The sequence below is a fragment of the Bradyrhizobium sp. HKCCYLS1011 genome, from assembly GCF_051167795.1.
In the GTDB taxonomy this organism is placed as follows: Bacteria; Pseudomonadota; Alphaproteobacteria; order Rhizobiales; family Xanthobacteraceae; genus Bradyrhizobium.
The window spans coordinates 601,196-626,516 of record NZ_JBNPTT010000004.1; the positions used below are offsets into that span (position 1 = coordinate 601,196).

Below are 25,321 nucleotides of genomic sequence, written 5' to 3' on the forward strand. Positions count from 1 at the left end.
TCCTACTTTAGCGTCTCGACATATTGCCGGATCAGCGTCAATTGCGGCCCGGAGAGATCGAGGCGCGGCATCAGGTTGCCAGGCTTGGTGTGCTGAGGATCGGCAATCCAGGCGGCGAGATTGCCGCGATTGTTCGGCAAGGTCGCTGCACCGATCGCGCGCCGGCTCATGATGTGGGTGAGATCAGGCCCGACAATGCCGCCGGCGATGGTCCCGCGGACCCGGTGGCAGATGCCGCAGCGACTGTCGAACAGCGTCTCGCCCTGCTGGAGGGCGGCACCGGACGTTGCTGGCGCCGATTGAAGCTGTTGCTGGCGCCACTGCTCGAATTCGTCCGTCGAGGACGCCACCACCTCGAAGGCCATGTGCGCGTGCTGCTGTCCGCAGTACTCGCCGCATTGGCCGCGGTAGACGCCCTCCCGATCGGCCTGCAGCCAGGTCTGGTTTTCCTGCCCGGGGATCATGTCCGTCTTGCCGGCGAGCTTCGGCACCCAGAACGAATGAATGACGTCGTCGCCGCGCAGCTTGACCTCGACCACCTTGCCGACAGGGATATGGATTTCATTCGCGGTGGTGAATTCATCGGAAGGCGTGTCGGCGAGATAGCGCACTTCCCACCACCATTGGTGACCGGTGATCAGGAGCCGCACGGCCGCGGGGCCAGGTTGCGGTCCGGTCCTGGCGAGGGTGGCGAAGGTCCAGAAGGTGGTGATCAGCAGCACGACGGTCGTGATGCCGACGCCGACATAGATCCACGATATGCCGCCTTGCGGTCGGGCGATCGCAGCCATTCCGGGAAGCGCCGGCGGCGGGAGGTCGCGGCGACGAAATATGCCGACCAGCAGCAGGGCTGTCACGATGAGGATCACCAGCACGGAGACCGCGGTCGAAAACCAGGCCAGGTGCGCGATGGAGTCGGCGCGGGCGCCGTGGGTAATCAGATAGTCCAAGGGCGTTTCGGCCGAAGCGGCCTTGGTCGGCAGCAGGAGGCAAGGCAGCGCAAGCGCGAGGATCGACCGCCTAGCCGCGATGTCGCGACCTTGGGCCGTCCTCTGGGTCGGCTGTATTTGTTCTCCACTCGACACCGCGCACTCCGATGGCTTGCGCATTTGCTATGGTTTTTGGCCTTGCTTGAAGGTCGTGGTTGCCGCCCATGGATCAGGTGTGGCGGCCTTTTCCGCAGGGATTTGTTCGACGGCCGGCGACAACGGTGACGCCGAGAAAGTGCGTCCCCAGTCGGTGGTGGGCTCGTTGCTGATCTTGCCGATGTAGGTGACGAGATCCCAGATCACCGTGTCGGGCAGGGCGGCGCCCCAAGCTGGCATGCCGTTCGGACGGCCCTGATAGATCGACAGATAGATGTTGGCGGGCTGCGACCCGTAGATGAAGAAGCTGTTGCTGAGCGCGGGACCCATGCCGCCGCCGCCGGCCGGTGCATGACAACCGACGCAGTTGAACTGGATGAAATAGCGCATGCCGCGCTCGGCCGACTTCGGATCGCCTTGCGCCGGGTTCTTGATATCGGGCACATTGCGGACCCCGTTCGGGGAGAGATGGCTGACCGGCACCTGCATGAATCGTCCCGGCTCGCCACCGCCGATCGTCGCACCCACGTCGGGTTGTGGCTGTACAGATGGCACCTGCGCTCCCTCCGACGGTGGCTGTTGCTGCGCCAGCGCGGCGCCGCCGACCGCAGCGAGTGTGAGGACAATCAGCGCAGTTCGACCGCTTGCATCCATCTTAGCGTCCCCCGGATGCGGCCTGCGCCTCGTCGACGAGCGGAACGCCAAATTCACGCAGCAGTGCTGCAATCTCGAGGCGATTTCCGTCGATGAATGCCTGCAGCTGATCGCGTAACGTGTCGTCGCCTTTGCGCACGCCCATCGCGATCGCGAACTGGAACCGTTGCGGCGCAAAAGCGGCCGGCATCATCGATCGGCGTGATCGTCAGCGGAACGGCGGACTGCTTGGCGAAATAGCCGGCCAGCGGTCCCCAGGCTGCGGCGACATCGATATCGCCATCGGTAACCGCTTCGATCAAGCGCGCCGGCGGATTGGGCTCGCGGTAGTCCCCATAGATCGGGAAGCCCCTGACATTATCGATAATTCCTTCTTGCCCCAGCGCATGCGCTGGTGGCGGATTGTTGCCGTCGTCGCCGATCAAATGCACGCCGATCGTGAGCGAGCGCAATCTCGGATCATCGAGCCCGCTGAGATCGAGGTGCCGGTCGGCGCGGCTGACGAGGACATAGGTCGAGCGGTAATAGGGCTGGGTGGTCTCAACCAGGTCATAGTGTGCAGGCACGCCCATCACGACGTCGCAAAGTCCGGCTTTGAGCGTGTGCCGGATGAAGCCGCGCCGCTGCGCAAACCAAGTGTAGCTGACGGTCTTGCCGATGCGCTGCGCGATCATCTCGGCGAGCTTGTTTTCGAAGCCTTGGCTCGCCTGATTGGAAAACGGCAGGTTGTTCGGATCGGCGCACACACGAAGCTCGTCGGGGGCCGTTTGCGCACGCACAGGGACTGGGACGACGGTCGCAAGCGCCGCCGCGAGTGCGAGCAAGAAGGCCCATGATTCAGTGCGAAGGCGCATTGGTCGTGCCTTGCTTAGTCGTACCTTGCGGGTTGGCGCCATCAGTGCCGGGCGCAAGCCTGAACACCAGAAGCTCGCTGCCACCGGCGGTATAGAACGGCAGATCCTGGGTGGCGCCGGTGAAACCGAGTGCACCGTTGCGCACCCGCGGATCGACTTCGGCGTTGGCGACCACGCCGGGCCAGCCGCCGACGCCGGAGAGGATCGCGATATATTGCTGTCCGTCGGTGCCGCGATAAGAGACCGGCTGGCCGATGAAGCCGGAGCCGGCGCGGAATTGCCAGAGCACCTCGCCTGTTTTCGCGTTCACCGCCTTGAACACGCGATCCATCGTGCCGTAGAACGCGACGTCGCCGGCGGTCACCAGCGCACCGGACCACACCGGAAGCTTCTCGTGGATTTCCCAGGCCTTTTTGCGGGCGATCGGATCCCAGGCCATGAACTCGCCGCGATAGCCGCCGGGGCCGGCATACATGTCGACATCGGCGCCGACGAACGGCGTGCCTGCGATGTAGCCGACCTCCGATGCCTTGAAGTCCATGCAAAGATGCTGATGCGGCACGTATAGCAGTTTCGTGCGCGGTGACCACGCCGTCGGCTGCCAGTCCTTGGCGCCCGGGGCGCTCGGGCAGATGTTCTCGATCGTCTTGCCAAGAACCGGAGTCTTGTCCTCATTCGGGATGATCTTGCCCGTCTTGAGATCGACGCCCTTGGAGGCGTTGACGAACTCATAAGCATCGGCCGAGAGCACTTCGCCGCTGGTGCGATCGATCACATACATGTAGCCGTTGCGGCCGGGATGGATCAGAACCTTGCGCGGCGCGCCGTTGATGTCGAGATCGACCAGCACGTTCTCATTGATCTCGTCATGGTCGAACAGATCGTGCGGGTTGACCTGGTAGGCCCATTTGGCACGGCCCGTGTCGATGTCGCGGGCGAAGATCGTGGTGCTCCAGAGATTGTCGCCGCTGCGCTGATTGGCGTTCCACGGGCTCGGATTGGCCGTGCCGTAATAGATCATGTTCAGCGCAGGATCGTAGGAAATCCAACCCCACATCGTGCCGCCGCCGACCTGCCAGCGATCGGCGGGCCAGGTCTTCACGCCGAGATCCTTGCCTTTGAGACTGTCATAGAACGGTTTGAAATCGTCGCCGATCAGGACATCCTTGTCGGGGCCGGTGGCATAGGCGCGCCAGGCGATCGCTCCGGTGCTCTCGTCGAGCGCAATCACCCAGCCGCGAACACCGAGCTCGCCGCCGCTGTTGCCGACCAGAACCTTTCCCTTGGCGACCACCGGCGCCATGGTGATGGTCTCGCCCTTGTTGATCTCGCCGAGCTTCGTGTGCCACAGCTCCTTGCCAGTCTTGGCATCGATGGCGACGGTGTGGTCGTCGAGGGTGTTGAGGAAGACCTTGCCGTTGTCGAAGGCGAGCCCGCGGTTGACGACGTCACAACAGGCCACCCCCGCTGCCGCCGGCTCCGGCTTCGGCGCATAGGACCATTTCAACTCGCCGCTGGTGGCATCGAGCGCGAACACGCGGTTCGGATAGGGCCCGGCATAGGGCCCTACGACATACATGGTGCCGTCGACGATGATTGGTGCCGCTTCCTGGCCGCGATCGGCTCCGACCGAAAACGTCCAGGCGAGCTGCAACTGTGAGGCGTTGGAGATGTTGATCTGATCGAGATCGCTGTATCGGGTGTTGGCGTAATCGTGCGCCGGCATCGGCCATTGCGCAGGGTCCTTCATGCGCTCGGCCAGATCACTGGTACCGGCTGCAGGCGATTGCTGTGCATCACATGGATGAAGCGGCGAGATCGTACCGGCGATCGCGACGAGACTGATGGCCAGGGACGTGCGACGCGCCAGTGCTAACATAGATGAATCGTTCCGCGACAATTGGCACGCGGGCGTGAAGTGACTTAGGCCCGGCGACCTGCGACGTACAAACGTCGGTGCGGAGGTTGGTTCCTAATAGCCTGGGAGCGCCATCTGTCCGGGACCGTACGGTTGCTGACGCGCGCGAGATCACACATGGGACGAGATCACATGGGATCAGCGGCGCGGATCCGATGTCGGCCTATTCGGCACCTGCGATGGTGCGGGAAGCGACCAAGACGGCCTTGAAACCAAGCCCTCGCAAACGGGTTCTCTGCGGAAACATCCAGCGGCAGCGGACGGGTCCATGCATAGCAAACAAGAGCAGGTGAAGCCGGTGGCGGAGGGCGTCTGGATTGTCGACGCCGGGCGCATTCATGCGGCCGGCCTGCCGCTTCCGGTTCGGATGACCGTGATCCGACTGAAGAGCGGCGACCTGCTGTTGCATTCGCCGACCCAATATTCCGATGACTTGCGGCGAGAGCTCGAGCGGCTCGGCCCGATCAAATATCTGGTGGCTCCCAACATCGCCCATTGGATGTTCCTGCCGGAGTGGCAGGCCGCACTCCCGATTGCGAAATTGTTCGCCGCGCCTGGGCTCGCCGAGCGGGCCCAGGTGCGCCGCTCCGGGCTGCGGATCGATCATGAGCTCGGCGAGAGGAGCCCCGATGAGTGGGCCGAGGATATCGAGCTCGTTCTGGTCAGTACGCTGTTGTTTTCGGAGGTAGAGCTCTTTCATAAGCCGAGCCGGACCTTGGTCCTGACGGACCTCGTGCAGAACCTGGCGCCGGAGGGGCTGTCGCCATTGTCCCGTGCAGCGGCAAGCCTGCTTGGGATCACGGCGCCCAATGGCAAGGCGCCGGCCTATCTGCGGCTGCTGTTGCGTTTGGGAGGCCGCCCGGTCGAAACCGCGGTGTCGCGGCTGATCGAGCTCGCGCCAGAGCGCGTGATCTTCGCGCATGGCCGGTGGTTCGAAAGCGGCGGCACCGAGCAGCTCCGTCGCTCATTGGCCTGGCTGAGGCGTTCCACAGGCGCGCGCGTTGCGTTGCCTGCTTCGCGGGAGCTGAGCGCGGTGCGCGTCGTGGTGACGGGCGCCTCCAGCGGCATCGGCCGCGCGACCGCGCTGGCGCTCGCGCGCAGAGCCGCACGCGTTGCGCTCGCCGCCCGGCGCGCCGATGTGCTCAACGACGTCGCGGCCGAATGCGATGCGCTGGGTGGGCATGCGCTTGCCGTGCCGACCGATGTCACGGATGCACAAGCCGTGCAGCGGCTGGCGGATGCCGCGGAGAAGGCGTTCGGCGGCATCGACGTCTGGATCAACAATGCCGGGACGGGCGTATTCGGCGCCTTTAGCGAGGCCGACATCGCCTTGCACCGGCGGACGATCGAGGTGAATCTCTTGGGAACGATGAATGGCGCCTATGCCGCGCTTCCGATCTTCCAACGCCAGCGGCGCGGCATCCTGATCAACAATATTTCACTCGGTGGCTGGGCGCCGACGCCGTTCGCAGCCGCCTATACGGCGAGCAAGTTTGGCCTGCGTGGCTTCTCGGCGAGTCTGCGCCAGGAGCTGACAGCACATCCGGACATTCACGTCTGCAGCGTGTTTCCGGCGATGGTCGACACGCCTGGCTTCGTCCATGGCGCCAACATGTCCGGTCGTCACCTCGATCCAGGGCCGCTGTTGTATCGCCCCGACGACGTGGCCGAGACCTTCCTGCAGCTGATCCGGTCCCCACGCGACGAGGTCGCGGTGGGATGGCCGGCGCGTCTGGGACAAATTTCATATGCGCTGGCGCGAGGACCGACCGAGCGTCTGATGGGAGCCGGCTTCCGCTTCCTGCTGGCGCGCGCGAGACCTGCGCCGCGCAGCGAGGGCGCACTGCTTGCGCCCGTGCCGGCAGGCAAATCCGCCAGCGGCGGATGGCTGGCACGCAAGCGGCTGCCGCCGGCCGACCAGTTGAGCAAGATCGGACTCGTCCTTGGCATCGTCGTTGTTGCATTCACTGGATTAGCCATGGCGCGCGGGCCGAGCCGCCGCTCGCGCCATCGACACCGGCGCGCCTGAGCCGCGGTTCTCTTCGCCCGTCATGCGTCATTCTCGTCGACCTCGACACCGTGCGGCTTCATCAAACGAAAAATGCCGGCGAGAACGCCGGCATTTTTGATCCGATCGTCCGGGTGCTTTATTTGTTGGACTGGCCCACGCTCGGCGCCTTGTTCAATTCTTGCGCCATGTCCAGGTGATGCCGCAGCGTCGGCAGCGTTTTGCCGGCCCAGTCCTTCAGCTCGGCGTCGTCGCCGCCTTTGGCATAGCGCTCGAACAGGGAGACCGCATCCTTGTGCGCACTGACCTGGTCGGAAGCGAAATCCGAGCTGAAATCTTTGCCGGTCTCGCCCTTGAGCTTGTCGAGCTTGCTCTGATGCGAGCTGTCGAGCGCGGTCGGCAGTTCGGCCTTGACCTTGCCGGAAGTGACCATGCTCTTCAGTTCGGTGCTGGTCTTGGTGTGGTCGGTGACCATCTGCCTCGCGAAGGTCTTCTCCTGCGCGTTGCCTTTCTCTTCGCCCAGCTTGTTCGATTCGATCTCGAACATGTCGCTGATTGCGACCTCCTTGATGAAATCGGCGGTCGACGGCGCCACGCCGAGTGCGGAATTGACGCCGGTCTTTTCTCCTACCGATTGAGCAAGAGCAGGACCTGCAAGGAGAATGCAGCCCGCAACAATCATCAAGCGCTTCATGATGTGGTCCCTCCGGGTTTTCACTGCCGGCCCACTGAAATCGCCGGCCGTAGTCCGCACTCCAACCATTGGCGGAGAGCGTTTGTTCCTACAGCGTTGGTTCCAACCTCCGGGGATGGCGTTCGCGACCGGGAACTAGTCGCGGACCCACAACGTGGTCCGCGCGCTCGACGCCGTAGTTGCATCATCGCATCTCCGCCGCGGCGGTGCTGATTGGACGCCGGACCTGCTTCCGGCGCGCCGGCGCGGCGCTCGGCTTCGAGTCCTGCGCTGCCAGCGACAATGTGAAATAGGCGATGGTTGCCTCGATGCCCTTTTCGATCGGAATGGACGGTTGCCAGCCGAGCACCTGGCGCGCCGCCTCGATGGTGGGCTTGCGACGCTTGGGATCATCCGCCGGCAGAGACTTGAACTGCAAGGGTGAGTTCGACTTGGTCCGTGCCAGCACTTCGCGCGCGATCGCTTCGATGGTCATCTCCTGCGGATTGCCGAGATTGAAGGGGCCGGTGACCGCGGCAGGGCTCTCCATCAGCATTTCGAGGCCGCGGATCAGGTCGTCGACGAAGCAGAAGCTGCGCGTCTGCTGCCCGGAGCCATAGACCGTGATCGGCTCGCCGCGCAGCGCCTGCACGATGAAATTGGAGACGACGCGCCCGTCGTTTTCGAGCATCCGCGGCCCGTAGGTGTTGAAGATCCGGGCGACCTTGACCTCGAGCCCATGGAGCCGGTGGTAGTCGAAGATCACGGCCTCGGCCGCGCGCTTTCCCTCATCATAGCAGGCGCGAGGTCCGATCGGATTGACATGGCCGACATAGGATTCCGGCTGCGGATGCACTTCGGGATCGCCATAGACTTCGCTTGTCGACGCCTGCAGGAAGCGGGCGCTCTTTTGCCGCGCCAACTCCAGCATGTTGATGGTTCCGACCACGCAGGTGCGCATCGTGCCAACTGGGTCCGCCTGGTAGTGCGGTGGTGAGGCGGGGCAGGCGAGATTGTAGATGCGATCGATTGAGCCTTGAAGTCGCAGGGGTTCGCGGATGTCATGCTCAATGAAGAAGAAATTGCGGTGATTCAACAGTGGACGGACGTTACGGACCGAACCGGTATAGAGATTATCGACGCAGATCACCTCGTCGCCATGCTGCAGCAGGGAATCGCAGAGATGGGAGCCGATGAATCCAGCGCCGCCGGCGACGATGACGCGGCGAGCTCGCCGATTGAAGGAGAGGGCCGGTTTCTGCATATTCATGAGCTGACCTGCATCTCTGCAACTTGAAGATGGCGACTTGCGACGCGCGGGTCGGATGGGCGACGCTCGTTCTTGGCTTCGAGGACGTAGGATTCGAGCTGGCGGGCGCGATGGTCGGGCGTGTGCTCCCGCAGGATCCGTTTTCGTGCCCGCTCCGCGATATCGCGCCGCGTGTCCTCTGGCATGTCGCGCAGGATCTCGATAACGTCCTCCGGCTTGGAGACCAAAAGGAGCTCGCTGCGCGGTGTGAAGATGGTTTCGATCCCCGGCCAGCGGTCGGAGATGATCGGTGTTCCGCAGGCGGCGGCCTCGAAGAGCCGGACGCTCGGCGAAAATCCGAGCGCGCGCATGTCGCTGCGGGTGAGGTTGAGTGTAAATCGCTGCGCTGCGTAGAAGGCGGCATGGTCCTGCGGCGGCACGTGATCGATACGATGCACATTGGCGGGCCATGCGATCTCAGCAGGATACTGTGCACCGGCAACGACGAATTCATCGGAGGTACGCGTCCGGGCCGGCCCGAGCAGAAGCGCCTCCAATTCCGGCTGCCGGTCGGCACTATAGGTTCCGAGATAGCCGAGTGCCCACCGCGGCTCGGCCGGTTGGGGCCGATACAGATCGATATCGGCACTACAGTAGAGCGCGCGCGCGAGCGGACTTCCATAGATGTCTTGAATCATGCCGGGCACCGGCCCGCCCGAAAAGGACAAATAAAGGTCGAAGCGCGGAATCATCTTCGCCGAGAGATAGTCCAAGCCCTTGTCGAGGCCGGCGAGCGTCACGGGCGTGTCGATGTCATAGAAGGCGGTGATTCCGCGGGCTTGCGAGGTGACCCATTCGGCGATCGCGATCCCGTCAGGGACGTAGGAGCCGATCATCACGAGATCGGCGTCGCGGATGTCGGAACCGAACCGGCGCGGGATATCCTGCAGCGAACTATAGAGCTTTACGTTCCAGTTCTTCGGCGGCTTCAGATCACGATGCGCGCGATACCAGGGCACGTCGCGTTCGAGGAAGGTGACCCGATGTCCGCGCCTGGCGAGGGCTTCGATCAGCGCTCGATAGGTGGTGGCATGTCCATTCCCCCATGAGGAGGTCACCGACAGTCCGATAACGACGACGTCAAGTTTCATTCCGCGGCCTCTGTCTTCGTGCTGATGCCTTCGATCAAATGGCTGAACTGGAGCGCGCGATGGCGATAGGTGTGATGTGCCAGAATGCGCTTGCGCGCACGCTCGGCGATTGCGCGGGCCCGGTCGAGCGCGAGCGCGGCGAGATGCTCGGCCACCTCATCGCCGCTGGCTGCGACAAGGACTTCCTGGCCTGGTTCGAGAAATGAATCGATGCCGACCCAGGCATCGGTGATCAGGCAGGCGCCGCCGCCGGCTGCTTCGAAGACGCGGGTCGGCGGCGAGAAGCCGTAGCGCGCCATGCTGTCCCGGTTGACGTTCAAGGTCGCAAGACCGGAGGCGAAGAACGCATTGTGGTCGCCGGTACCGACATGTCCGACCTTGCGCACATTCGACGGCGTCCCCTTCGACTCCCAGCCCGATCCGCCCAGCACGAATTGCCGTTCGGGCATGCGTGCGGCGACGTCGAGAAAGAACTGCTCGATGCGGGCTTCGCGATCCGGCAGCCGGTTAGCTAGCAAGCCGAGATCGCAGCCGAGCTTGTCGACCGGCGTGACCGGGAAGTGAGTCTGCGGATCAAGCGCGTTGTAGATGGGCACGCAGTCGCGCGCGCCGACGCCCCTGTAGGCGGTGACGACGGGATCACCGCCGCCATAGGTCAGCACCAAGTCGTAGCGCGGAATGGCGCGGCGCAGATGGTGGTCCGGGCGGGCGGCAATCGCATCCAGCGTGGCGGGGGCATCAACATCCCAATACAGGCGCAGGGCTTTCGACGGGACATCGATGACGGCCGCCTCGAGCTCGGCATCGAACACGCCTACGCCGCTCGCCTTGACCAGGAGATCGGCGGAGCGCGCAGCTTTGTCGAGCGCGCTCTGCCAGCCGTCGCTGGTGGCGGGATAGACGCGCACGCGTGCCCAGGGCGGATCGGCGATGTCGCGATGCGCCTGCCGCTCGAACGCATCGGGCTCATAGAAGGTGATATCGTATCCGAGCCTGGCGATCTCCTTCAGTAGCCCGCGATAATAGGTCGCGGCGCCGTTCCAATAGGAGGAGACCAGACTTGAGCCGAAGAAACAGAGCTTCATGAAACTGCTTCCTCATTCAGGGCAGGTGCGGGCGGCTCGAAGCGCTGATCACGGACGATATCGACGATATCGAGCAGTTCGCGCACGCGATGCCGGCAGCTGTGCCGCTCCCGGATCAGGCGCAAGCCTTCAGCGGCCATCTCCCGGGCGAGCTCGCGATCCTCGATCAGGCGGCGAAGACAGGCTCGCATTTGCGCGCCACTATCGGCGCGCAAATAGGAGCCGGCGGTAAACAGCTGTTCGCAATCGTCCCAGGGCGCGGATACGATCGGAATGCCGCAGGCCATCGCCTCGAACATGCGGATGGTGGGGATGCCGGGCAGCGTGCGCGCATAAGGTCCGCGCGGTACGTGCACCGTCACCTGCGCACCGGCAAAGGCTTCGGGCGCGCGATGCGCTGGCAGCCAGCAGCCATAGTCGATGCCGGCCGCCTGGATTGCATCCAGCGCGTCCTGCGGATAGCGCACGCCGTAGATCTTCCCGCGCAGCTTCAACGCGGCAACCGGCGTGATCAGATATTCGCGCAATTCGGCGCTGCGCTCGTCGTCGCCCCAATTGCCGATCCACACCACGTCGTGCCGTTTCTCGATCTGTGGCAACGGTCGATAGAGCGCTGTATCGGCGCCTTCGTGCCAGGTGAAGGCGCGGTCGGCCCAGCCGAGGCGCAGATAGATTTGGCGTAGCACCTCGCCGAAGGCGAGCACGCCGTCGAAGCCGTCGAGATCGAACCGCGCCATCTCGTCCGGTTTGCTGACGGCGCGGTGGTGCGTATCGTGGAAGAGCAGGGTGAAACTCCTGCCGCGGCGACGGCGCGCGCCGATCTGCGCGATCAGTTCGGGCGGATTCCATTCGTGAACCAGGACCAGATCGGCACCGTCGAGCGCGCGATCGAGGTCGATGGATTGCTCATACGACCGGATGTCGACCTGCGGGAACAGGGCAGGGACCTGGCGCAGCGCGTCCTCGCCGCCTTCGGCGAGCGCATTGACGCGGCTCCAGCCATCAGCGGGTTCATAGACGATAACCTCGTGGCCCAATTCGGCAAGCTCGCGCGCTACGCCGCGCAGGAAATGCGCATTGCCGTTGTTCCAGCAGGACGTGAACGCGTGGTAGAACAGGACGCATTTCATGCGACGGCTCCCATTTTCCGCGGGCCGCTCGCCGTCGCGCCTCTCAATGCTGAATAGAGCTGCTGATAGCCGTCCACCATTCGGGTGAGCGAATAGGTCTTGGCGCGGGTCAATGCCGCACTCTGGAGATCCAGCCGCAGCCTCTCGTCTTCGATCAGCGAATCGAACGCGGCGCCCAGCCGATCGGCGTCGCCGGGCGGAACGAACAGCGCAGCGTGATCCCAGAGTTCGCGGAAGCTCGGGATATCAGACAGCACCAGCACGCAGGCGGCCGATGCGGCTTCCAGCACCGCGAGCCCGAACGGCTCATAGAGCGCGGGACTTGCGAAGATCGCGGCGCGCCGCATCAGGCTGTGGAGATCGGCCTGCGGCAGGTCGCCAAGGAATTGAATGCTGCCTGCCTCGTGCTTCCCGGCATCACCAGCCACGAGAATGGGCCAGCTCACCTTGTTCGCCGTCTTGGCGAGCGTCGACAGGCCTTTTGCCTTGTCCCACATCCGGCCGGCCGCAAGGATCACGTTCTGCTTCGGCTCCGGCTGCAATGGTGTGGCGATGCCGTTCCATATGACGGCGCCAGCACGGCGCGGATGGTGGATCTCCTCGACAGCAGCGCGATGGGCCGCGCTGGGGCAAACCCACGTGGTCGCCGCGTCGAGGCTGGCGGCGACCAGCTCGCTGTAGCGGCGCCATCGCGGCTCACGGAGCCATTCGCTGTCGTCGCAGGCGCGGCCCCAGGAATTGACACAGGAATGCGCGGCGACAATGACGGGCGCGATCCAACCGAAGATCGCCTCACGATAGCTGTTGAGATGGATGATTTGGGGCCGCAGCTGCACCTCCAGTTCCCGCAATTTGCGCCGCGCCCGTCCGATGTCCTCTGCCTCGGGATCCTGCCACTCGAGCGCAAGATCCGTCTCGATGACATTGACCCTGTCATGAACCATGCTGCGCTGGTCAGGGCGCGGCGCAGGGCCCATGGTGACGAGGGTGACACCAGCGCCGCGATCGGCCAGTGCTGCCGACAGCGCGGTCGCATAGGTCCAGACACCGCCGACGGCGTCCGTGGTCATCATGATCCGAAGGTCGAGCGAGCGGGTCACGACGCCTCCCGCAATTCCAGTGCGCTCAGCGGGACCGGGCGCGCCTCCTGCACGTCACTGAAGCGATCGAACAGTGCGAGGTAGTGTGTGTGCGCGCGCTCCCAGGCGAGATCATCGGGCTCGCCCCAGAGCTTCCGGTAATCCGGCGATCCCGGATAGGGATAAAGCGGCACGGGATCGTTGGCCCAGACGCCGGCGTCGAGCATGCGTCGGCGCCATCGCTGCACGACCGGATCGTCGTCCTGCGGCATTTCGATCAGATTGGCCTGCACGAAGGGAACGTGTTCGCGGGCCTCGATGAGCCGATCCGCGAGCTGATCGGTGTCCATCTTGCAGTTCTTTTCCAGCGCGGCCCGGCCTTCGACGGTCAGGCTCTCGATGCCGGCCTCGATCGACACGCAACCGGCGCGCCCGAGCAGCTCAAGCATATCGGGCTTCCATAGATCGATGCGGGTCTGCACGCCGAATTTGAGCCCGCGAGCTACCAGGCCTTGCAGCAGCTCCTTGTTCGGCAGAAAGATCTCGTCGATGAAATAGATATATTCGGCGTTCTGCCGAGAGAGATGATCGACCTCATCGAGCACCGCAGCGGCCGGCCGCCTCCGATAGGCATTGCGGAAATTGTCCTTGGCGCAGAACGTGCAGTGATAGGGGCAGCCGCGCGATGCTTCCACCTCGGCACCGGGCCCGATCGGCTCTGCGTCAAAACGGTGGTGATGATGATGGTGACGGCGCACCATCTCGTCAGGCCAGACCAGCGCGGGCTGGTCGATGAATTTGGCAGCCTGCGGGCCGCCATTCACACGAATCTCGCCGTTCTCCCGGAATGCCAGGCCGGAGAAGTCGCGTTCGCCATTGGCGAGCCGCAGCAGCGACTGCTCGCATTCGCCCATGACCACGATGTCGACGTCGAGCTTCCTCAGCGCCGACCGTGGCGTCGTGGAGCCATGCGGCCCGACGGCAACGAGGGTGGGAGCGAAATCGCTGATGGCGCGGGTCAATTGTTGCGGCACCCGCAACTCGGGCGGCGCGCAACGCCAGAACAAATAGGTCGGAGCCGTCGTGATCACGATGAGATCCGGGCGAAAGGCCCGCAGCTCCGCCTCGATGTCGCGCAGCGACAGCGCAAACATATGCGCATCAAGCAGCAGTGTCGCGTGTCCGGCTTCGCGCAGGTCACGCTCGGCAATGCCGAGCTCGAGCGGCAGATGCGGAGAGCGGCAACCGAAATAGATGCTGCCGTCGAAATTCCAGTGCGGATTGATCAGCGCGACGCGGGTCATGCCAGCGCCTCCTGCCCCCCTGCCACGCGCCCGAAGCGGCCTTCCAGCCAGCCGTGCAGGTGCTGCAATCCGTCCGCCAGGGGCGTGGCAGGCGTCCAGCCGATGGCGGCGCCGAGCGAGCCGATATCGCTCACATACCAGGGCTGGTCGCCGGGCCGCCACTCTGCAAAGCCGAACGCAGGCCGCTTGCCGCTGATCTGTTGGATCATCGCGATGAGTTCGATCAGGCTGATCGAATTGGAGGGGCCGCCGCCGAGATTGAAGATGCGTCCGCTGATCCGTTCGATGTTGTCGAGCACGCCGATCCAGGCCTCGGCGGCATCAGCAACGTAGAGCGCGTCCCTTACCTGCATTCCGTCGCCATAGATCGTCAGCTTTTCGCCGCGGAGCGCTGAGAGCAGGAAATGCGCGATCCAGCCCTGGTCCTCGTTGCCGAATTGCCGCGGCCCATAAATGCAGCTCATGCGCAGCACGGCCGTGTTCAGGCCGAAGATCCGCGCGTAATCGCGGACATATTGGTCGGCGGTGCCTTTCGAACAGCCGTAGGGACTGTAGAGGTCGAGCGGGGTGTCTTCAGTGATGCCCAAAGCGAGGCCGGCATCGCGCGGAACATGGCGCGTGCCGTCGCGCCGGATCTGTGAATTGTCGATCAGCCGGCCATAGACCTTGTTGGTCGATGCGAACACGACCGGAACCGCTGGATTGTGCAGCCGGACCGCTTCGAGCACATTCAGGGTGCCGCGCGCGTTGATCTCGAAATCATCAATGGGCGTTTGTAGGCTACTGGTCACGGCAACCTGAGCTGCCAGATGCAGCACGGCGCCGGCCTCGCGAACCACGTCGATCACGGTGATGGGGTCACGCACGTCTCCAACCACGACGCTGATCCGGTCGGCATGCCGCGACTTGAGCCATTGCGCATTCTCGCGAACACCGGCGCGGACGAGGTTGTCGAGCACGACGACCTGGTCGCCGCGCGAGGCGAGCCGGTCGGCGAGATTGCAGCCGATAAACCCACAGCCGCCCGTGATCAGGACAGATTTTTTGCCAGCAGCACTCAGTGTCATGCAACCAATCCTCGCCGCAGCAATTCTTCGGTGGCCTGCTCGGCCTGATCGTCCGCAATCTGGCCGGCCAGATAGCGCGCGAGCTCGTCCAGCCCGTCTTCAAAGCGAACGCGGGGCTCGAAGCCGAGCATGGTTCGGCTCTTGTCCAGGTCGGCAAAGCAGTGGCGGATATCGCCCGCGCGATATTTTCCGGTGATGGTCGGCGCAATATCGCCCCGGCCCATGACGCCAGCGAGATCGCGTGCAACCGACACGATACTCCGGCTCGTGCCGGAGCCGATGTTGAAGGCCTGATTGGCGTGGGAGGTCTCCAGCGCAAGTCGGCAGGCGCGCGCGACATCGTGAACGTGCACGAAATCGCGCCGCTGCAGGCCGTCCTCGAACACGAGGGGCGATCGGTTGTTCAAAAGGCGCGCTGCGAAAATCGCGAGCACGCCGGTGTAAGGGTTCGACAGCGCCTGGTGCGGTCCGAATACGTTGAAGAAGCGCAGCGCAACCGTCGGGATGTTATAAGCCTTGCCGATGATCAGGCACATGCGCTCCTGAGCATATTTGTTCAGTGCGTAGATCGAGCTCAGCGCCGGCTGCTTGGTCTCTGGCGTTGGAACGGGCTGCAAGGCCTCGCCGCGGGAACCATAAAGCTCCCAATCGGCGCGCTTGAGCTGATTGAGGGTGCGCTCTTCCGGCGCAACATCTGCGCCAGCAGTGGTGTGGCACAGGCCTTCGCCATAGATGCTCATCGAGGACGCAACCACCAGGCGTTCGACCGGATGCTTGGCCAGAGCCTGCAGCAGAACGGCCGTGCCGAGCTCGTTGGTGCGGACGTAATCATCGATGTGGTACATGCTCTGGCCGACGCCGACCACGGCGGCGAGGTGCAGAACCGTATCGGCTCCGCGCAATGCGCGTTCGACAGTGAGGGGATCGGCAACATCTCCGACAATGAGCTCGGCGTCGTGGCTCAGATAAGAGGGCCGGTTGCGCTCGGGCCCATGAACCTGCGGTGCGAGATTATCGAGGATCCGAACATCGTATCCCGCGCCGAGCAGCTCATTGGCGGCGTGAGAGCCGATAAACCCAGCCCCTCCGGTAATCAGGACTCGTGCCATTCGCCGGCTCTCCTCTCCCAGGTTGAAATGATCTCGGATCGATCAACGACGCTGGGTGTCGCGATCCGCGGGCGGACTCGCCGCACTCTTTGAAACGCATGTGCGTCGGTCACTCCCGGAGAGAAGCGGCGGAAGGAATGTTGGTTCCTGAATGGGCCTACAAACAAATATTTCCTAATTGGAATTACTAACTTAGGTGAATTCCGAATCGGCGGAGCACTTCAGGCAAACGGCTTAGAATGGCGTCCCGCGACGCATTGCTGGCAGCTCGAGATGCCGCGCGACCGTTGCGGCGATATCGACGTAGCCATTGCGTCGGCCGATAGGAGCCGTCGTGGCGTAGCCGAGTGTCAGGACAGGAACTTGCTCGCGCGTGTGGTCGCTGCCGGGCCAGGTCGGATCGCAGCCATGATCTGCTGTGATGATGAGGAGGTCGTCGGTCTTGAGACAGCTAATGAGGGCCGGCAGTCGTGCGTCGAATGCTTCCAGCGCCGCGGCGTAGCCGGCGACGTCGCGGCGATGTCCGTAGATGCTGTCGAAGTCGATGAAATTGGCGAACAGCAGGCCGCCGTCGTCCAGCTCGTTCCAGCCCTCGATCGTGCGATCGAACAGTTCGGCGTTGCCGTCGCCCTTTTTGTTCAGGCCGGTGCCACGATGCGCGAAGATGTCGTCGATCTTGCCGATCGTGATGATGTCGCGGCCCTGAGCCGAGGCGATATCGAGGATGGTTGGCTCCGGCGGGGGCACGGCATAGTCGCGGCGATGGGCGGTGCGCCTGAAACTGTCAGGGCCGGTGCCGATGAAGGGGCGGGCGATGACCCGGCCGATGTTTATTCCCTCCAGCAGTTCGCGCGCGATTGCACAGACCTGATAGAGCCGATCGAGCCCAAAAGCCTGCTCGTGGGCGGCAACCTGAAACACGCTGTCGGCCGACGTGTAGCAGATCGGCTGTCCGGTCCTCAGATGGAGTTCGCCCAATTCTGCGATGATCTGGGTTCCGGAGGCATGCCGATTGCCAAGAATGCCGGGAAGCTCCGCGTCCCGGCACAGCCGAGCGGTCAATTCATCCGGAAAGCACGGAATGGTTTTGGGGAAATAGCCCCACTCGAACGACACCGGCACACCGGCAATCTCCCAATGGCCCGACGGCGTGTCCTTTCCCTTGGATTGCTCGATGGCGCTGCCATAGCGCGCCAGCCTGGCGACGAGTCCTGTCAGCCCCGACGGGCAGCGCCCGGTGGCGAGACGACAGGCCTCGCCAAGGCCAAGCTTGACAAGATGGGGCAGCGATAGCGGACCGGCGCGGATGTTGCTGTCGGCTTCGCCGCGCGCGCAGGCTTCCGCAATATGACCGATGGTATCGGCGCCTTGATCGCCGTAGTGGGCGGCGTCAGGCGCGCCGCCGACCCCAACGGAGTCCATGACGAGGATCATGGCGCGCATAGCGGCTCTCTGTGGTTATGAGTTGAGGGCCTGCTCGCGGGCGCCGGGCAATAACGCCGGATCATGGTCGCGCAGAAATCGGCGAATTCCTGCGCGTCGAGCGGGGGACTGGTGTGGTGCGGCGCGATGCCGCGATGTTCAGGTGTGAAGCAGAACGTCACGGTGACTTGGAATTCGGCCAGCGCGTCCATCTGGCGGTCGAACCAATCGCGCGCGTTCGGACGGAAGCTGTCGGCCCAGGACAGGCCAGTCCTCAAGTGCCTGACCCCGAGCCGGCGCATCCAGCGAACGGCGTCATCGAGCCGATGATCCTCGAAATGAAACCATTGGCACAAGCCCATCGTGGACGCATACTCGGCATAGACGTCGAGCGCCGGTTTCGGCGTTCCATCCTCGCGCAACAATCCCATGTGGAAATGCCGATAGTAGGACGAGCCCTCGGCTTCGCGATGGCGCGTCGTCGCCTCCCATGTCTTCGGCAGATCGTAGAGACTGTACCAGTGGATGCGCGACGCGCGGCCCGCGAGCAACTCTGCCGTTCGCTTCACGCCCCAGGCCTGCACCTCGTCGGCCCCAAAGGAGGAGACGCCGACTTCGGTCACCCATACCGGATGCGGGACGAGCGCCTCGATCTCGCCGAGCTTGTCGGGCCATTCCTGGATCTGCCACAGGTTCCAGTCGAGTGGAAAGCCGTGAACCGCGACGACATCGACGTGGTCGAGCACGCCGCGGGTTTTCATGTTCTCCATGAAGCGCGGGTCGATCGGCGAGAGACCGCCGAGCACCCGCGGCAGGGTGGGGTGGACCGCGCGAATGGCTCGGCCGGCCGCGATCGCCATCGCGGCGAATTTGTCCCATTCGGGATCGATCAGGATATCCCAGTGAGACTTGTTGTTGGGCTCGTTCCAGATCTTGGCGGCTTCGATCATCGGCCGTTGCCTCGCGATGGATAGACCGGCCCTTCGTTTTGCGGTCGGTTGATGCGCCGGCAGAGATAGACTTCCTCTTCGGGATGCGCCGTGACGCGAAATCCGGCGCTGCGCAGCATGGACTCGACGCAGGCGCGGTTCGGGATCCACCAATTGGTGGGATCGTCGGCGTATTTGTGCTCGACGAAATGAAGGCGGGGATAGCCGGGACTGTCGAACGGCTCGGTGGTCCAGAAATCGTAATCGTCCTCGATCGGATCGACCCGGCTCTGGCCGCGCTGCATCGACTGGAACAGCAGAAGGTCGCGCGCCACGTGCTCGTGAATGAGATCGAGCGCCAGCAGCGGATGCCGTAGATGATAGAGGACGCCCATGAAGATCACGAGATCGAATGTCTCGTGGAGGTCGCCGACGTCATAGGCCGACATCTTGCGAAACTCGATGTTCAAGCCCTCCACTTCGGCAGCGAAGCGCGCCTGCGCCAGATATTCGTCCTCGGTATCGAGGCCGAGCACGCGATCCGCGCCGCGCCGCTTCATCTCCATCGCGTAGAAGCCGGCATTGCAGCCGATGTCGAGCACGGTCATGCCGCTGAGGTCCGCAGGGATAACCGATGAAAAGCGCCGCCATTTCACCTTGGGGTAGTCGCCGAGAAAATGGCGCGGCGCCGTCGGCACGCCCTTCAGATCGAGGTTATGAAACCACGGTCCAAGGGCATCGACCCGCGCGCGGATTTCCTCGGTCGACAACCTGTCCGCGCTCATGACGCACCTCCGGCCAGTTCGTGAGCCGACGCATCCTGAAGCTCCGTGGGCGATGCCGCCCATAGCCTGGCGCATTGCTCGCCCGCATCGCGCGCTGCGAGCAGCGCAATGGCCGTGCGGTAGCCGTTGATGGTGCCGACATCCACGTAGGATTCACCGGCCTTGACGCCGATGCCGCGGCCACCGGATGCGAGATAGAAGTTGACCAGCGTGCCGAAATATTCGTCCCGAGGGTCGCGCCGCTTCCAGAGCCGGTGCAGATCGCGAAAGCCTTGGGCCGACATTTTGAAGGCGCCCCAGATCCAGTTCGAGCGCGCGTCCTGCTGCTTGACCTGGATCTCGCGGACCTCGGAACCGTCGAGCACGACGGCGTCGAAGAATTCCGGATGCTCGACCGGAAACAGCAGAAATGACAGCTCCGCCGACGGCAGTGCGCCGAGCGCATCATTGGGAAACCAGACGGTATCGGGAAGACCGACCAGCACGTCATCAGTGTCGCCGACCACGGTTGCAGCACGAAAGACCGCGTCACACAGTCCCGCGGCCCGCGGCTGGACCACATAGGCGAGCTCGGCATCCTGATAGCGGTCGCCGAAATATTCCAGGATGTCCGACTTGCCGGGAGAAATGACGAAGCAGATCTTCGTGGCGCCGCCAAGGATCAGGCGTTCCAGCAGATATTCGGAGACGGCGCAAGGCCGGTCGACACCGTTATCGCTGCGGCTGCCGACCGGCAGCAGCTCCTTCGAGAACGCCAATGGCTGAATGCGGCTGCCGCGACCGGCCGCGGGAACGATGCCCCACATGATCAGGCCTCCAGGGTTGCGCGCATGGGTGATGGACGCGATCGCGTCTGTGAGAACAGGGCGATGAGCTCCGTTGCACGTTGGGCCGAGCTATGCTGCGCGAGCACCCGTTCGCGCGCCCGCCGCGCGAGGCTGTGCAGTTCGGCGTCGTTCAGATCGACTGCACGGAGCACGTCATCCGTGTCCTCGGCGAGCAGAATCTCCTCTCCCGGAATGAAGAAGTGCTCAAGGCCCTCCCAACGGTCGCTCAGGATCGGAACGCCGCAAGCCGCGGCTTCGAACAGGCGTCCCGACGGACACCAGCCCATCTCCGCCATGGCCCGTCGCGTCACGTTCAGCGTCAATCGGGAGGACGCATAGAAAGCCGGGTGTTCTGCGGGCGGAAGATGCCTGACGAAATAGATGTTGTTCGACCAGGGGAAGTCCTGCGGATATTGCGCGCCACCGATCAGAAAGCGCAGCTCGGGACGACGTCGCGCCGCTTCGACAAACAGGCGTTCGAGCGTGTCCTGGCGGTCTGCGGCGTAGGTTCCGAGATAGGACAACGCGGCGCGATAGTGCGGCTGCGGCTCGCCGGGACGGTGAACATCCGGGTCGACATGGCCGTAGAAAGGGACGACATCGGCCGCGCCGAGCCGCTCTGCAAATTCGCGCCGCACCCGGTCGCCGCCGGTGAAGCTCAAGACCAGGTCGAACTCGCCAAGCCCACGCGGTCCGATGTAGGAAACCGGCTCTCCGGCGCGCAACGCCTGCAGCGTCACCGGCGTATCGAGATCATAAAACACGCGCAATGCGTGGTCCTGATCGAGCACGAGGTCAGTGGCATCGATGCCGTCAGGGCAATAGGAGGTGACGATCGCTGCATCGGCGTCACGCAGCTCCGCCCGCGCCGTCGTTTTGATGTCCTGCCACCGCGAGAACAGCACCAGCCGGCCGCCTGCCAGCTCATGGAGATCGCGCGCACCGGCATAATAGGGAACATCCCGCTCGAAGAAGGTGACGTGATGTCCGGCGCGGATCAGATGCTTGCAGAGACCCCGCCACAGCGTGGCGTGGCCGTTGCCCCAGGAGGACGAGATGGTGAGGCCGAAAATGACGATCTTCACGCCGGTACCTTCTGATTGATTTCGACGACGCGCAGGCGCCCGCGGTCTCGCGTCAACGTGCTGATGCTCGCAGGCGCAACCTCGATCGAGAGGAAATCGTCGAGCGGAATGCCTGCAAAATGCAACAGCGCAGCGCGGATCGGTTCGGCGTGGCTGACGATCGCCACGACTTGGCACGGCGCCTCCCGGGCAAGATTCATGAGATGCCGCACCGCCCGCACCTGCAGCGCCTGCATGCTCTCTCCGTTCGGTGGCGCGGTAGAGCTGCGCCGCGCATTCCAGCGCTGCCAATGCGGATCGCGATCGAGCTCCGCAAAGGACGCGGAGGTCCAGTCGCCGACATCGATCTCGTCCATGTCCGAGACGACCTCGACCGGCAGCCGGAACGGCTCGGCGAGAATGTTTGCCGACTGCAGTGCGCGAAGCCGCGGGCTCGACTGGATCATGGACGGACTGGGCGAGAGCCGGCTTGCGCATGCCGCCATCTGCTGCCGCCCGAAGTCATCGAGCCCGATCCCGGCCATCCGGCCGCACAGCATGCGGCCGAGCAGGGCATGCTCACCATGACGAATGAGATGAATGATGTCGGCCATTATAGGCCTCAAGCCTTGTCGTCGATGAAGGCGCGCGTCCGCCGCCGCGCTTCCTCATCGGTGAATTGTTGCGGCGGCGATTTCATGAAGTAGCTGGAGGGGCCGGTCAGCGCGCCGGCCACGCCGCGGTCCATCGCCAGCTTGGCGCAGCGGACCGCGTCGATGACGACGCCGGCCGAGTTTGGCGAATCCCACACTTCGAGCTTCAGTTCGGCGGACAGGGGCACGCCGCCGAAGGTCGTCCCTTCCAGGCGGATGTAGGCCAGCTTTCGGTCCGTCAGCCACGGCACATGATCGCTCGGCCCGACATGGATGTTATCAGTCGCAAGCGGCACATCGAATTGGCTGGTGACGGCCTGAGTCTTCGATATCTTCTTCGAGGTCAGCCGCCCCCGCTCGAGCATGTTCTTGAAGTCGGTATTGCCGCCGACGTTGAGCTGATAGGTGCGATCCAGCCGCACCCCACGTTCCCGGAACAGATTGGCGAGCATGCGGTGCACGATGGTGGCGCCGACCTGGCTCTTGATGTCATCACCGATGATCGGAAGTCCGGCCTGCTCGAAGCGGCCGCGCCAGGCGGGATCCGAGGCGATGAAGACCGGAATGCAGTTGACGAAGCCGCAGCCGGCCTCGATGGCGCGCTCGGCATACCATTCGGTGGCGTTCTGCGAGCCGACCGGCAAATAGGACACCAGGATATCGGTCCGCGACTTCGTGAGCACGTCCGCGACGTCGGCTTGGTCCACCGGCGCGATCGGGATGTCATCCTTCAGATACTGCCCGATCCCATCGAGCACGGGGCCGCGCTGTACGATGACGCCGGTCTCGGAAACATTGGCGAAACGGTGCGTGTTGTTCGGGGTGGCGTAGATCGCCTCCGCAACGTCGCGTCCGACCTTGCTGGCGTTGACATCGAAGGCCGACGAGATCTCGATGTCGCCGATATGATAGCCGCCGATCTCGGCATTCATCAGCCCAGGGACGGGTTCGTTGGATTTTGCATCCCGGTAATAGGTCAATCCTTGGACGAAAGAGCTCGCGCAGTTTCCCACGCCGACGATGCCGACGCGAATGCGGCGCCGATCTTGAAGACGTGAATGCATTGCGCGCTGTCCTTTCAACCGTGCCCTGAACGTAAGTACGTTCGCGAACGTGGACAGGGACGGGTTTGTTCCTGGCGAAAGGCGGCGCGGGTGCACGGAAGGCGCGGCTTGGCGCGCAAACAAGCAAAACACCTAACATAGTATAACGTATCGCACTGCGCTGATGGAACGACCTAAGAAGTAGAAGAAGATGATGATGGCCGGTCTAATCGGTCTTGCGAACGAACCGAGCCTATGTGCGTTGAGCGCAACGATTACGCCTCGGTGAGAGCACATAACGAGGGACTGCCACATGATCAGAAAATTGCCTGGCATTTGAGATGGGGATCGCCAACACAGTCGAACATTCCGTCTCAGAAGAGACGAATGGACGCGATTGGGTCGCAGCGATGCGCGCCGGAGACTTTGCGCGGGCCTGGGAGATTTCTGATGCCGATCTATCAGCCCAGCCGCGGGCGGGGGCCGACAAGCACGTCGGGCCGCGCCATCTGCAGCGGATCTGGTGGGGTGAAGAGCTGAGAGGGCGCCGCGTGCTCGTGCGCTGCTATCACGGTCTCGGCGACACCATCCAATTCATTCGCTTCATGGCGCCGCTGCGGCGGATCGCGCGCGAGGTGACCGTCTGGTGCCAGCCCGAGCTGGTCAGGCTCGTCGCAAACGTGGACGGCGTGGATCGGGTCGTCGCCCTTCACGATAGGACGCCGGAGGTGGAGTTCGACGCAGATATCGAGATCATGGAAGTGCCGCACGCGCTGCGCGCCAGTATGCGCGAGGTCGCGATGCCACGCCCTTACTTGAGGCCCAAGACGGATATCAAGACCGAACTCAAGTCCGAAGATGCCGAATTTGTGCTGCCAAGACAAAGCCGGCTCGCTGTGGGCCTGGTCTGGCAAGGTGGCGCGTGGGACGTCAGGCGCGCGGTGCCGCCTGCGCTGCTCAAAAATATCCAGGCGCCGGACGTCCAGCTCTATTCTCTTCAGCGCGGCGAGGCGGCTGCGGCCGGTTCCGATATCGGCGCGCTCGATATCAGCACAGCCGACCTGAACGAGCTCGGCTGCCGCATGCGACGGCTCGACCTCGTCATCTCAGTGGATACGATGGTAGCCCACCTGGCCGGAGCATTGGGTGTCGAGACTTGGGTGATGCTGCATTCGGAGTGCGATTGGCGCTGGCCGGTGATCGGCGAGCGGACCTATTGGTATCCGAGCGTGCGTCTATTTCATCAGAACGTGGCGCGTGACTGGAGCGGAGTTGTCAGAAAAATCCATACAGCACTTCAGAACCGGTTGAGACATGAGCGGGTCTGATGCCCAGGTTAGACACGGATTTCAGCCATATGTGAGTCGAAATCCTTCGCCTCCTGCAGCGGCGGCTTGCGCAGGCCGAGATAGTCCGGCTGAAATCCGGCAAGTCGCACGAGGCCGGACCAGTCGGTGATCTCGATCGTTCGCGAGTTCCACTGCAACAATTTCCGGCGCCGCAATTCCTGAATGGTCCGATTGGCATGGACGGCAGAAATCGCACAAGCTGCGGCAAGATCGGTCTGCGTGAAGGGTGAGAGAAACCGAAAGTCCCGGGCTTGGCCGATGGCTTGCAGTCGGACGGTAAGCTCGCAAAGCAGATGGGCGACGCGCGCCAGTGCATCCCGCGTTGCAAGATTGCAGATCCAGTTTCGCAGACACCAGACATCCGTCAGCATCAGTAACGACAAGGCGCGGGACAGCCGCGCCGAGGCCTCGCTTAGTTCGCGAAAAAAACGGTGCGGCACGAAGGCGACAACGACCGGGCCGAACGCGGTGAGATCGAATTGCAGCAGCGGGGCGGAGAGGGCCTGAAGATCAGGGATGTCGCCGGGAACGTGCAGCGAGGTGATCTGCTGCTGGCTTTCACAGTCGACGGTCCAGCAAAGATAGCCCTGCAACAGCAGACAGCAGACCGTGGGGCGGTCGCCTTTGCGGGCCACGATGTCACGGGACCCGAAATGGCCGATGGTCGCGGGCATCTTGGCAAGCAGATCGACGTCGTCGGAGGAGAGTTCTACAAGGCTGGCGAGTCGGTCGGCGAATTTGGTGAATGGAAACCCACTTTGCATACTCGGACCTGTTTCATGCGATGTCCTGCCCGACGGGATGCTACGGGGTAAGTACGATTCGTCTTTAACCTTTGTTAGATAGCGCACCGCAGCGCCTCCTTTTAGAGCCGGAACCGACT

22 protein-coding genes and 1 pseudogene are annotated in these 25,321 nt (G+C 63.5%); 2 read left to right on the forward strand and 21 right to left on the reverse strand.

All coding sequences use genetic code 11. The features are described 5' to 3' along the window. Positions 1–2: 2 nt before the first annotated feature. The 4 genes and pseudogenes from coxB to ACQR1W_RS15855 all read right to left on the reverse strand — a co-directional run bounded on the left by coxB (position 3) and on the right by ACQR1W_RS15855 (position 4,472). Positions 3–950: a cytochrome c oxidase subunit II gene (coxB, locus tag ACQR1W_RS15840; protein ID WP_434851628.1), complete on the reverse strand. Its 948-nt coding sequence runs from the start codon at positions 948–950 to the stop codon at positions 3–5. Between the two features lie 162 nt (positions 951–1,112). Then, on the reverse strand, positions 1,113–1,739 hold the full coding sequence (locus tag ACQR1W_RS15845; protein WP_434851629.1) for a c-type cytochrome: 627 nt from the start codon (positions 1,737–1,739) through the stop codon (positions 1,113–1,115). A gap of 1 nt (position 1,740) precedes the next feature. After that, positions 1,741–2,593 (reverse strand): annotated as a pseudogene (locus ACQR1W_RS15850) (substrate-binding domain-containing protein). After that, positions 2,577–4,472 (reverse strand): PQQ-dependent dehydrogenase, methanol/ethanol family, encoded by a 1,896-nt coding sequence (locus ACQR1W_RS15855; protein ID WP_434851630.1) that lies wholly within the window; start codon positions 4,470–4,472, stop codon positions 2,577–2,579. Before ACQR1W_RS15855 ends, ACQR1W_RS15850 begins: the two are co-directional and overlap by 17 nt. Before the next feature lie 307 nt (positions 4,473–4,779). On the opposite strand from ACQR1W_RS15855, the gene ACQR1W_RS15860 reads away from it, so the two are divergent. Further along, positions 4,780–6,540 carry an SDR family oxidoreductase gene (locus ACQR1W_RS15860; protein WP_434851631.1) on the forward strand — a complete coding sequence of 587 codons (1,761 nt, stop codon included), beginning with the start codon at positions 4,780–4,782 and terminating at the stop codon, positions 6,538–6,540. A 118-nt stretch (positions 6,541–6,658) separates the two neighbouring features. Here the strand turns inward: ACQR1W_RS15860 and ACQR1W_RS15865 are convergent, their stop codons facing one another. The 16 genes from ACQR1W_RS15865 to ACQR1W_RS15940 all read right to left on the reverse strand — a co-directional run bounded on the left by ACQR1W_RS15865 (position 6,659) and on the right by ACQR1W_RS15940 (position 23,110). Continuing rightward, positions 6,659–7,213, reverse strand: coding sequence for a DUF4142 domain-containing protein (locus ACQR1W_RS15865; RefSeq protein ID WP_434851632.1), 555 nt, complete (start codon positions 7,211–7,213; stop codon positions 6,659–6,661). A gap of 184 nt (positions 7,214–7,397) precedes the next feature. Continuing rightward, on the reverse strand, positions 7,398–8,462 hold the full coding sequence (locus tag ACQR1W_RS15870; RefSeq protein WP_434851633.1) for a UDP-glucuronic acid decarboxylase family protein: 1,065 nt from the start codon (positions 8,460–8,462) through the stop codon (positions 7,398–7,400). Further along, the gene (locus tag ACQR1W_RS15875) at positions 8,459–9,592 is read right to left on the reverse strand and encodes a CgeB family protein (RefSeq protein ID WP_434851634.1); all 1,134 of its coding nucleotides are present in this window, start codon (positions 9,590–9,592) and stop codon (positions 8,459–8,461) included. The genes ACQR1W_RS15870 and ACQR1W_RS15875 overlap by 4 nt, the downstream gene beginning before the upstream one ends. Further along, a complete protein-coding gene (locus ACQR1W_RS15880) occupies positions 9,589–10,677 on the reverse strand; it encodes a CgeB family protein (protein WP_434851635.1) in 1,089 nt (362 codons plus the stop codon). The genes ACQR1W_RS15875 and ACQR1W_RS15880 overlap by 4 nt, the downstream gene beginning before the upstream one ends. Further along, complete coding sequence (locus ACQR1W_RS15885; protein WP_434851636.1) at positions 10,674–11,807, reverse strand: CgeB family protein; 1,134 nt, start codon at positions 11,805–11,807, stop codon at positions 10,674–10,676. Before ACQR1W_RS15885 ends, ACQR1W_RS15880 begins: the two co-directional genes overlap by 4 nt. Further along, positions 11,804–12,907: a glycosyltransferase family 4 protein gene (locus tag ACQR1W_RS15890; protein WP_434851637.1), complete on the reverse strand. Its 1,104-nt coding sequence runs from the start codon at positions 12,905–12,907 to the stop codon at positions 11,804–11,806. The genes ACQR1W_RS15885 and ACQR1W_RS15890 overlap by 4 nt, the downstream gene beginning before the upstream one ends. Beyond that, complete coding sequence (locus ACQR1W_RS15895) at positions 12,904–14,190, reverse strand: TIGR04295 family B12-binding domain-containing radical SAM protein (protein ID WP_434851638.1); 1,287 nt, start codon at positions 14,188–14,190, stop codon at positions 12,904–12,906. The genes ACQR1W_RS15890 and ACQR1W_RS15895 overlap by 4 nt, the downstream gene beginning before the upstream one ends. Beyond that, positions 14,187–15,257, reverse strand: a complete 1,071-nt coding sequence (locus ACQR1W_RS15900) for an SDR family NAD(P)-dependent oxidoreductase (protein ID WP_434851639.1) — start codon at positions 15,255–15,257, stop codon at positions 14,187–14,189. Before ACQR1W_RS15900 ends, ACQR1W_RS15895 begins: the two co-directional genes overlap by 4 nt. Then, the gene (locus ACQR1W_RS15905; protein ID WP_434851640.1) at positions 15,254–16,366 is read right to left on the reverse strand and encodes an NAD-dependent epimerase/dehydratase family protein; all 1,113 of its coding nucleotides are present in this window, start codon (positions 16,364–16,366) and stop codon (positions 15,254–15,256) included. Before ACQR1W_RS15905 ends, ACQR1W_RS15900 begins: the two co-directional genes overlap by 4 nt. A gap of 234 nt (positions 16,367–16,600) precedes the next feature. Then, positions 16,601–17,809: a phosphopentomutase gene (locus ACQR1W_RS15910; protein ID WP_434851641.1), complete on the reverse strand. Its 1,209-nt coding sequence runs from the start codon at positions 17,807–17,809 to the stop codon at positions 16,601–16,603. Beyond that, positions 17,797–18,738 (reverse strand): beta-xylosidase, encoded by a 942-nt coding sequence (locus ACQR1W_RS15915; RefSeq protein ID WP_434851642.1) that lies wholly within the window; start codon positions 18,736–18,738, stop codon positions 17,797–17,799. The genes ACQR1W_RS15910 and ACQR1W_RS15915 overlap by 13 nt, the downstream gene beginning before the upstream one ends. Then, positions 18,735–19,502, reverse strand: coding sequence for a TIGR04290 family methyltransferase (locus ACQR1W_RS15920; RefSeq protein ID WP_434851643.1), 768 nt, complete (start codon positions 19,500–19,502; stop codon positions 18,735–18,737). Before ACQR1W_RS15920 ends, ACQR1W_RS15915 begins: the two co-directional genes overlap by 4 nt. Then, positions 19,499–20,308 (reverse strand): nucleotidyltransferase family protein, encoded by an 810-nt coding sequence (locus ACQR1W_RS15925; RefSeq protein WP_434851644.1) that lies wholly within the window; start codon positions 20,306–20,308, stop codon positions 19,499–19,501. The genes ACQR1W_RS15920 and ACQR1W_RS15925 overlap by 4 nt, the downstream gene beginning before the upstream one ends. Positions 20,309–20,310: 2 nt before the next feature. After that, entirely contained in the window at positions 20,311–21,414 is a 1,104-nt protein-coding gene (locus ACQR1W_RS15930; RefSeq protein WP_434851645.1) for a CgeB family protein, read from the reverse strand. Further along, on the reverse strand, positions 21,411–22,007 hold the full coding sequence (locus ACQR1W_RS15935) for a histidine phosphatase family protein (protein WP_434851646.1): 597 nt from the start codon (positions 22,005–22,007) through the stop codon (positions 21,411–21,413). Before ACQR1W_RS15935 ends, ACQR1W_RS15930 begins: the two co-directional genes overlap by 4 nt. An 8-nt stretch (positions 22,008–22,015) precedes the next feature. After that, on the reverse strand, positions 22,016–23,110 hold the full coding sequence (locus tag ACQR1W_RS15940; protein ID WP_434851647.1) for an inositol-3-phosphate synthase: 1,095 nt from the start codon (positions 23,108–23,110) through the stop codon (positions 22,016–22,018). A gap of 584 nt (positions 23,111–23,694) precedes the next feature. Here ACQR1W_RS15940 and ACQR1W_RS15945 point away from each other — a divergent pair. Beyond that, on the forward strand, positions 23,695–24,417 hold the full coding sequence (locus ACQR1W_RS15945; RefSeq protein ID WP_434851648.1) for a hypothetical protein: 723 nt from the start codon (positions 23,695–23,697) through the stop codon (positions 24,415–24,417). An 8-nt stretch (positions 24,418–24,425) separates the two neighbouring features. On the opposite strand, the gene ACQR1W_RS15950 is transcribed toward ACQR1W_RS15945, so the two are convergent. Then, positions 24,426–25,289: a Crp/Fnr family transcriptional regulator gene (locus tag ACQR1W_RS15950; protein WP_434851649.1), complete on the reverse strand. Its 864-nt coding sequence runs from the start codon at positions 25,287–25,289 to the stop codon at positions 24,426–24,428. Between the last annotated feature and the right edge of the window lie 32 nt (positions 25,290–25,321).

Bases quoted from the DNA above. Each gene is read 5' to 3' on its own strand.
- ACQR1W_RS15845 (WP_434851629.1), bottom strand. From the start codon at position 1,739: ATGGATGCAAGCGGTCGAACTGCGCTGATTGTCCTCACACTCGCTGCG.
- ACQR1W_RS15855 (WP_434851630.1), bottom strand. From the start codon at position 4,472: ATGTTAGCACTGGCGCGTCGCACGTCCCTGGCCATCAGTCTCGTCGCG.
- ACQR1W_RS15860 (WP_434851631.1), top strand. From the start codon at position 4,780: ATGCATAGCAAACAAGAGCAGGTGAAGCCGGTGGCGGAGGGCGTCTGG.
- ACQR1W_RS15865 (WP_434851632.1), bottom strand. From the start codon at position 7,213: ATGAAGCGCTTGATGATTGTTGCGGGCTGCATTCTCCTTGCAGGTCCT.
- ACQR1W_RS15870 (WP_434851633.1), bottom strand. From the start codon at position 8,462: ATGAATATGCAGAAACCGGCCCTCTCCTTCAATCGGCGAGCTCGCCGC.
- ACQR1W_RS15875 (WP_434851634.1), bottom strand. From the start codon at position 9,592: ATGAAACTTGACGTCGTCGTTATCGGACTGTCGGTGACCTCCTCATGG.
- ACQR1W_RS15880 (WP_434851635.1), bottom strand. From the start codon at position 10,677: ATGAAGCTCTGTTTCTTCGGCTCAAGTCTGGTCTCCTCCTATTGGAAC.
- ACQR1W_RS15885 (WP_434851636.1), bottom strand. From the start codon at position 11,807: ATGAAATGCGTCCTGTTCTACCACGCGTTCACGTCCTGCTGGAACAAC.
- ACQR1W_RS15895 (WP_434851638.1), bottom strand. From the start codon at position 14,190: ATGACCCGCGTCGCGCTGATCAATCCGCACTGGAATTTCGACGGCAGC.
- ACQR1W_RS15900 (WP_434851639.1), bottom strand. From the start codon at position 15,257: ATGACACTGAGTGCTGCTGGCAAAAAATCTGTCCTGATCACGGGCGGC.
- ACQR1W_RS15905 (WP_434851640.1), bottom strand. From the start codon at position 16,366: ATGGCACGAGTCCTGATTACCGGAGGGGCTGGGTTTATCGGCTCTCAC.
- ACQR1W_RS15910 (WP_434851641.1), bottom strand. From the start codon at position 17,809: ATGCGCGCCATGATCCTCGTCATGGACTCCGTTGGGGTCGGCGGCGCG.
- ACQR1W_RS15915 (WP_434851642.1), bottom strand. From the start codon at position 18,738: ATGATCGAAGCCGCCAAGATCTGGAACGAGCCCAACAACAAGTCTCAC.
- ACQR1W_RS15920 (WP_434851643.1), bottom strand. From the start codon at position 19,502: ATGAGCGCGGACAGGTTGTCGACCGAGGAAATCCGCGCGCGGGTCGAT.
- ACQR1W_RS15925 (WP_434851644.1), bottom strand. From the start codon at position 20,308: ATGTGGGGCATCGTTCCCGCGGCCGGTCGCGGCAGCCGCATTCAGCCA.
- ACQR1W_RS15935 (WP_434851646.1), bottom strand. From the start codon at position 22,007: ATGGCCGACATCATTCATCTCATTCGTCATGGTGAGCATGCCCTGCTC.
- ACQR1W_RS15940 (WP_434851647.1), bottom strand. From the start codon at position 23,110: ATGCATTCACGTCTTCAAGATCGGCGCCGCATTCGCGTCGGCATCGTC.
- ACQR1W_RS15945 (WP_434851648.1), top strand. From the start codon at position 23,695: ATGGCGCCGCTGCGGCGGATCGCGCGCGAGGTGACCGTCTGGTGCCAG.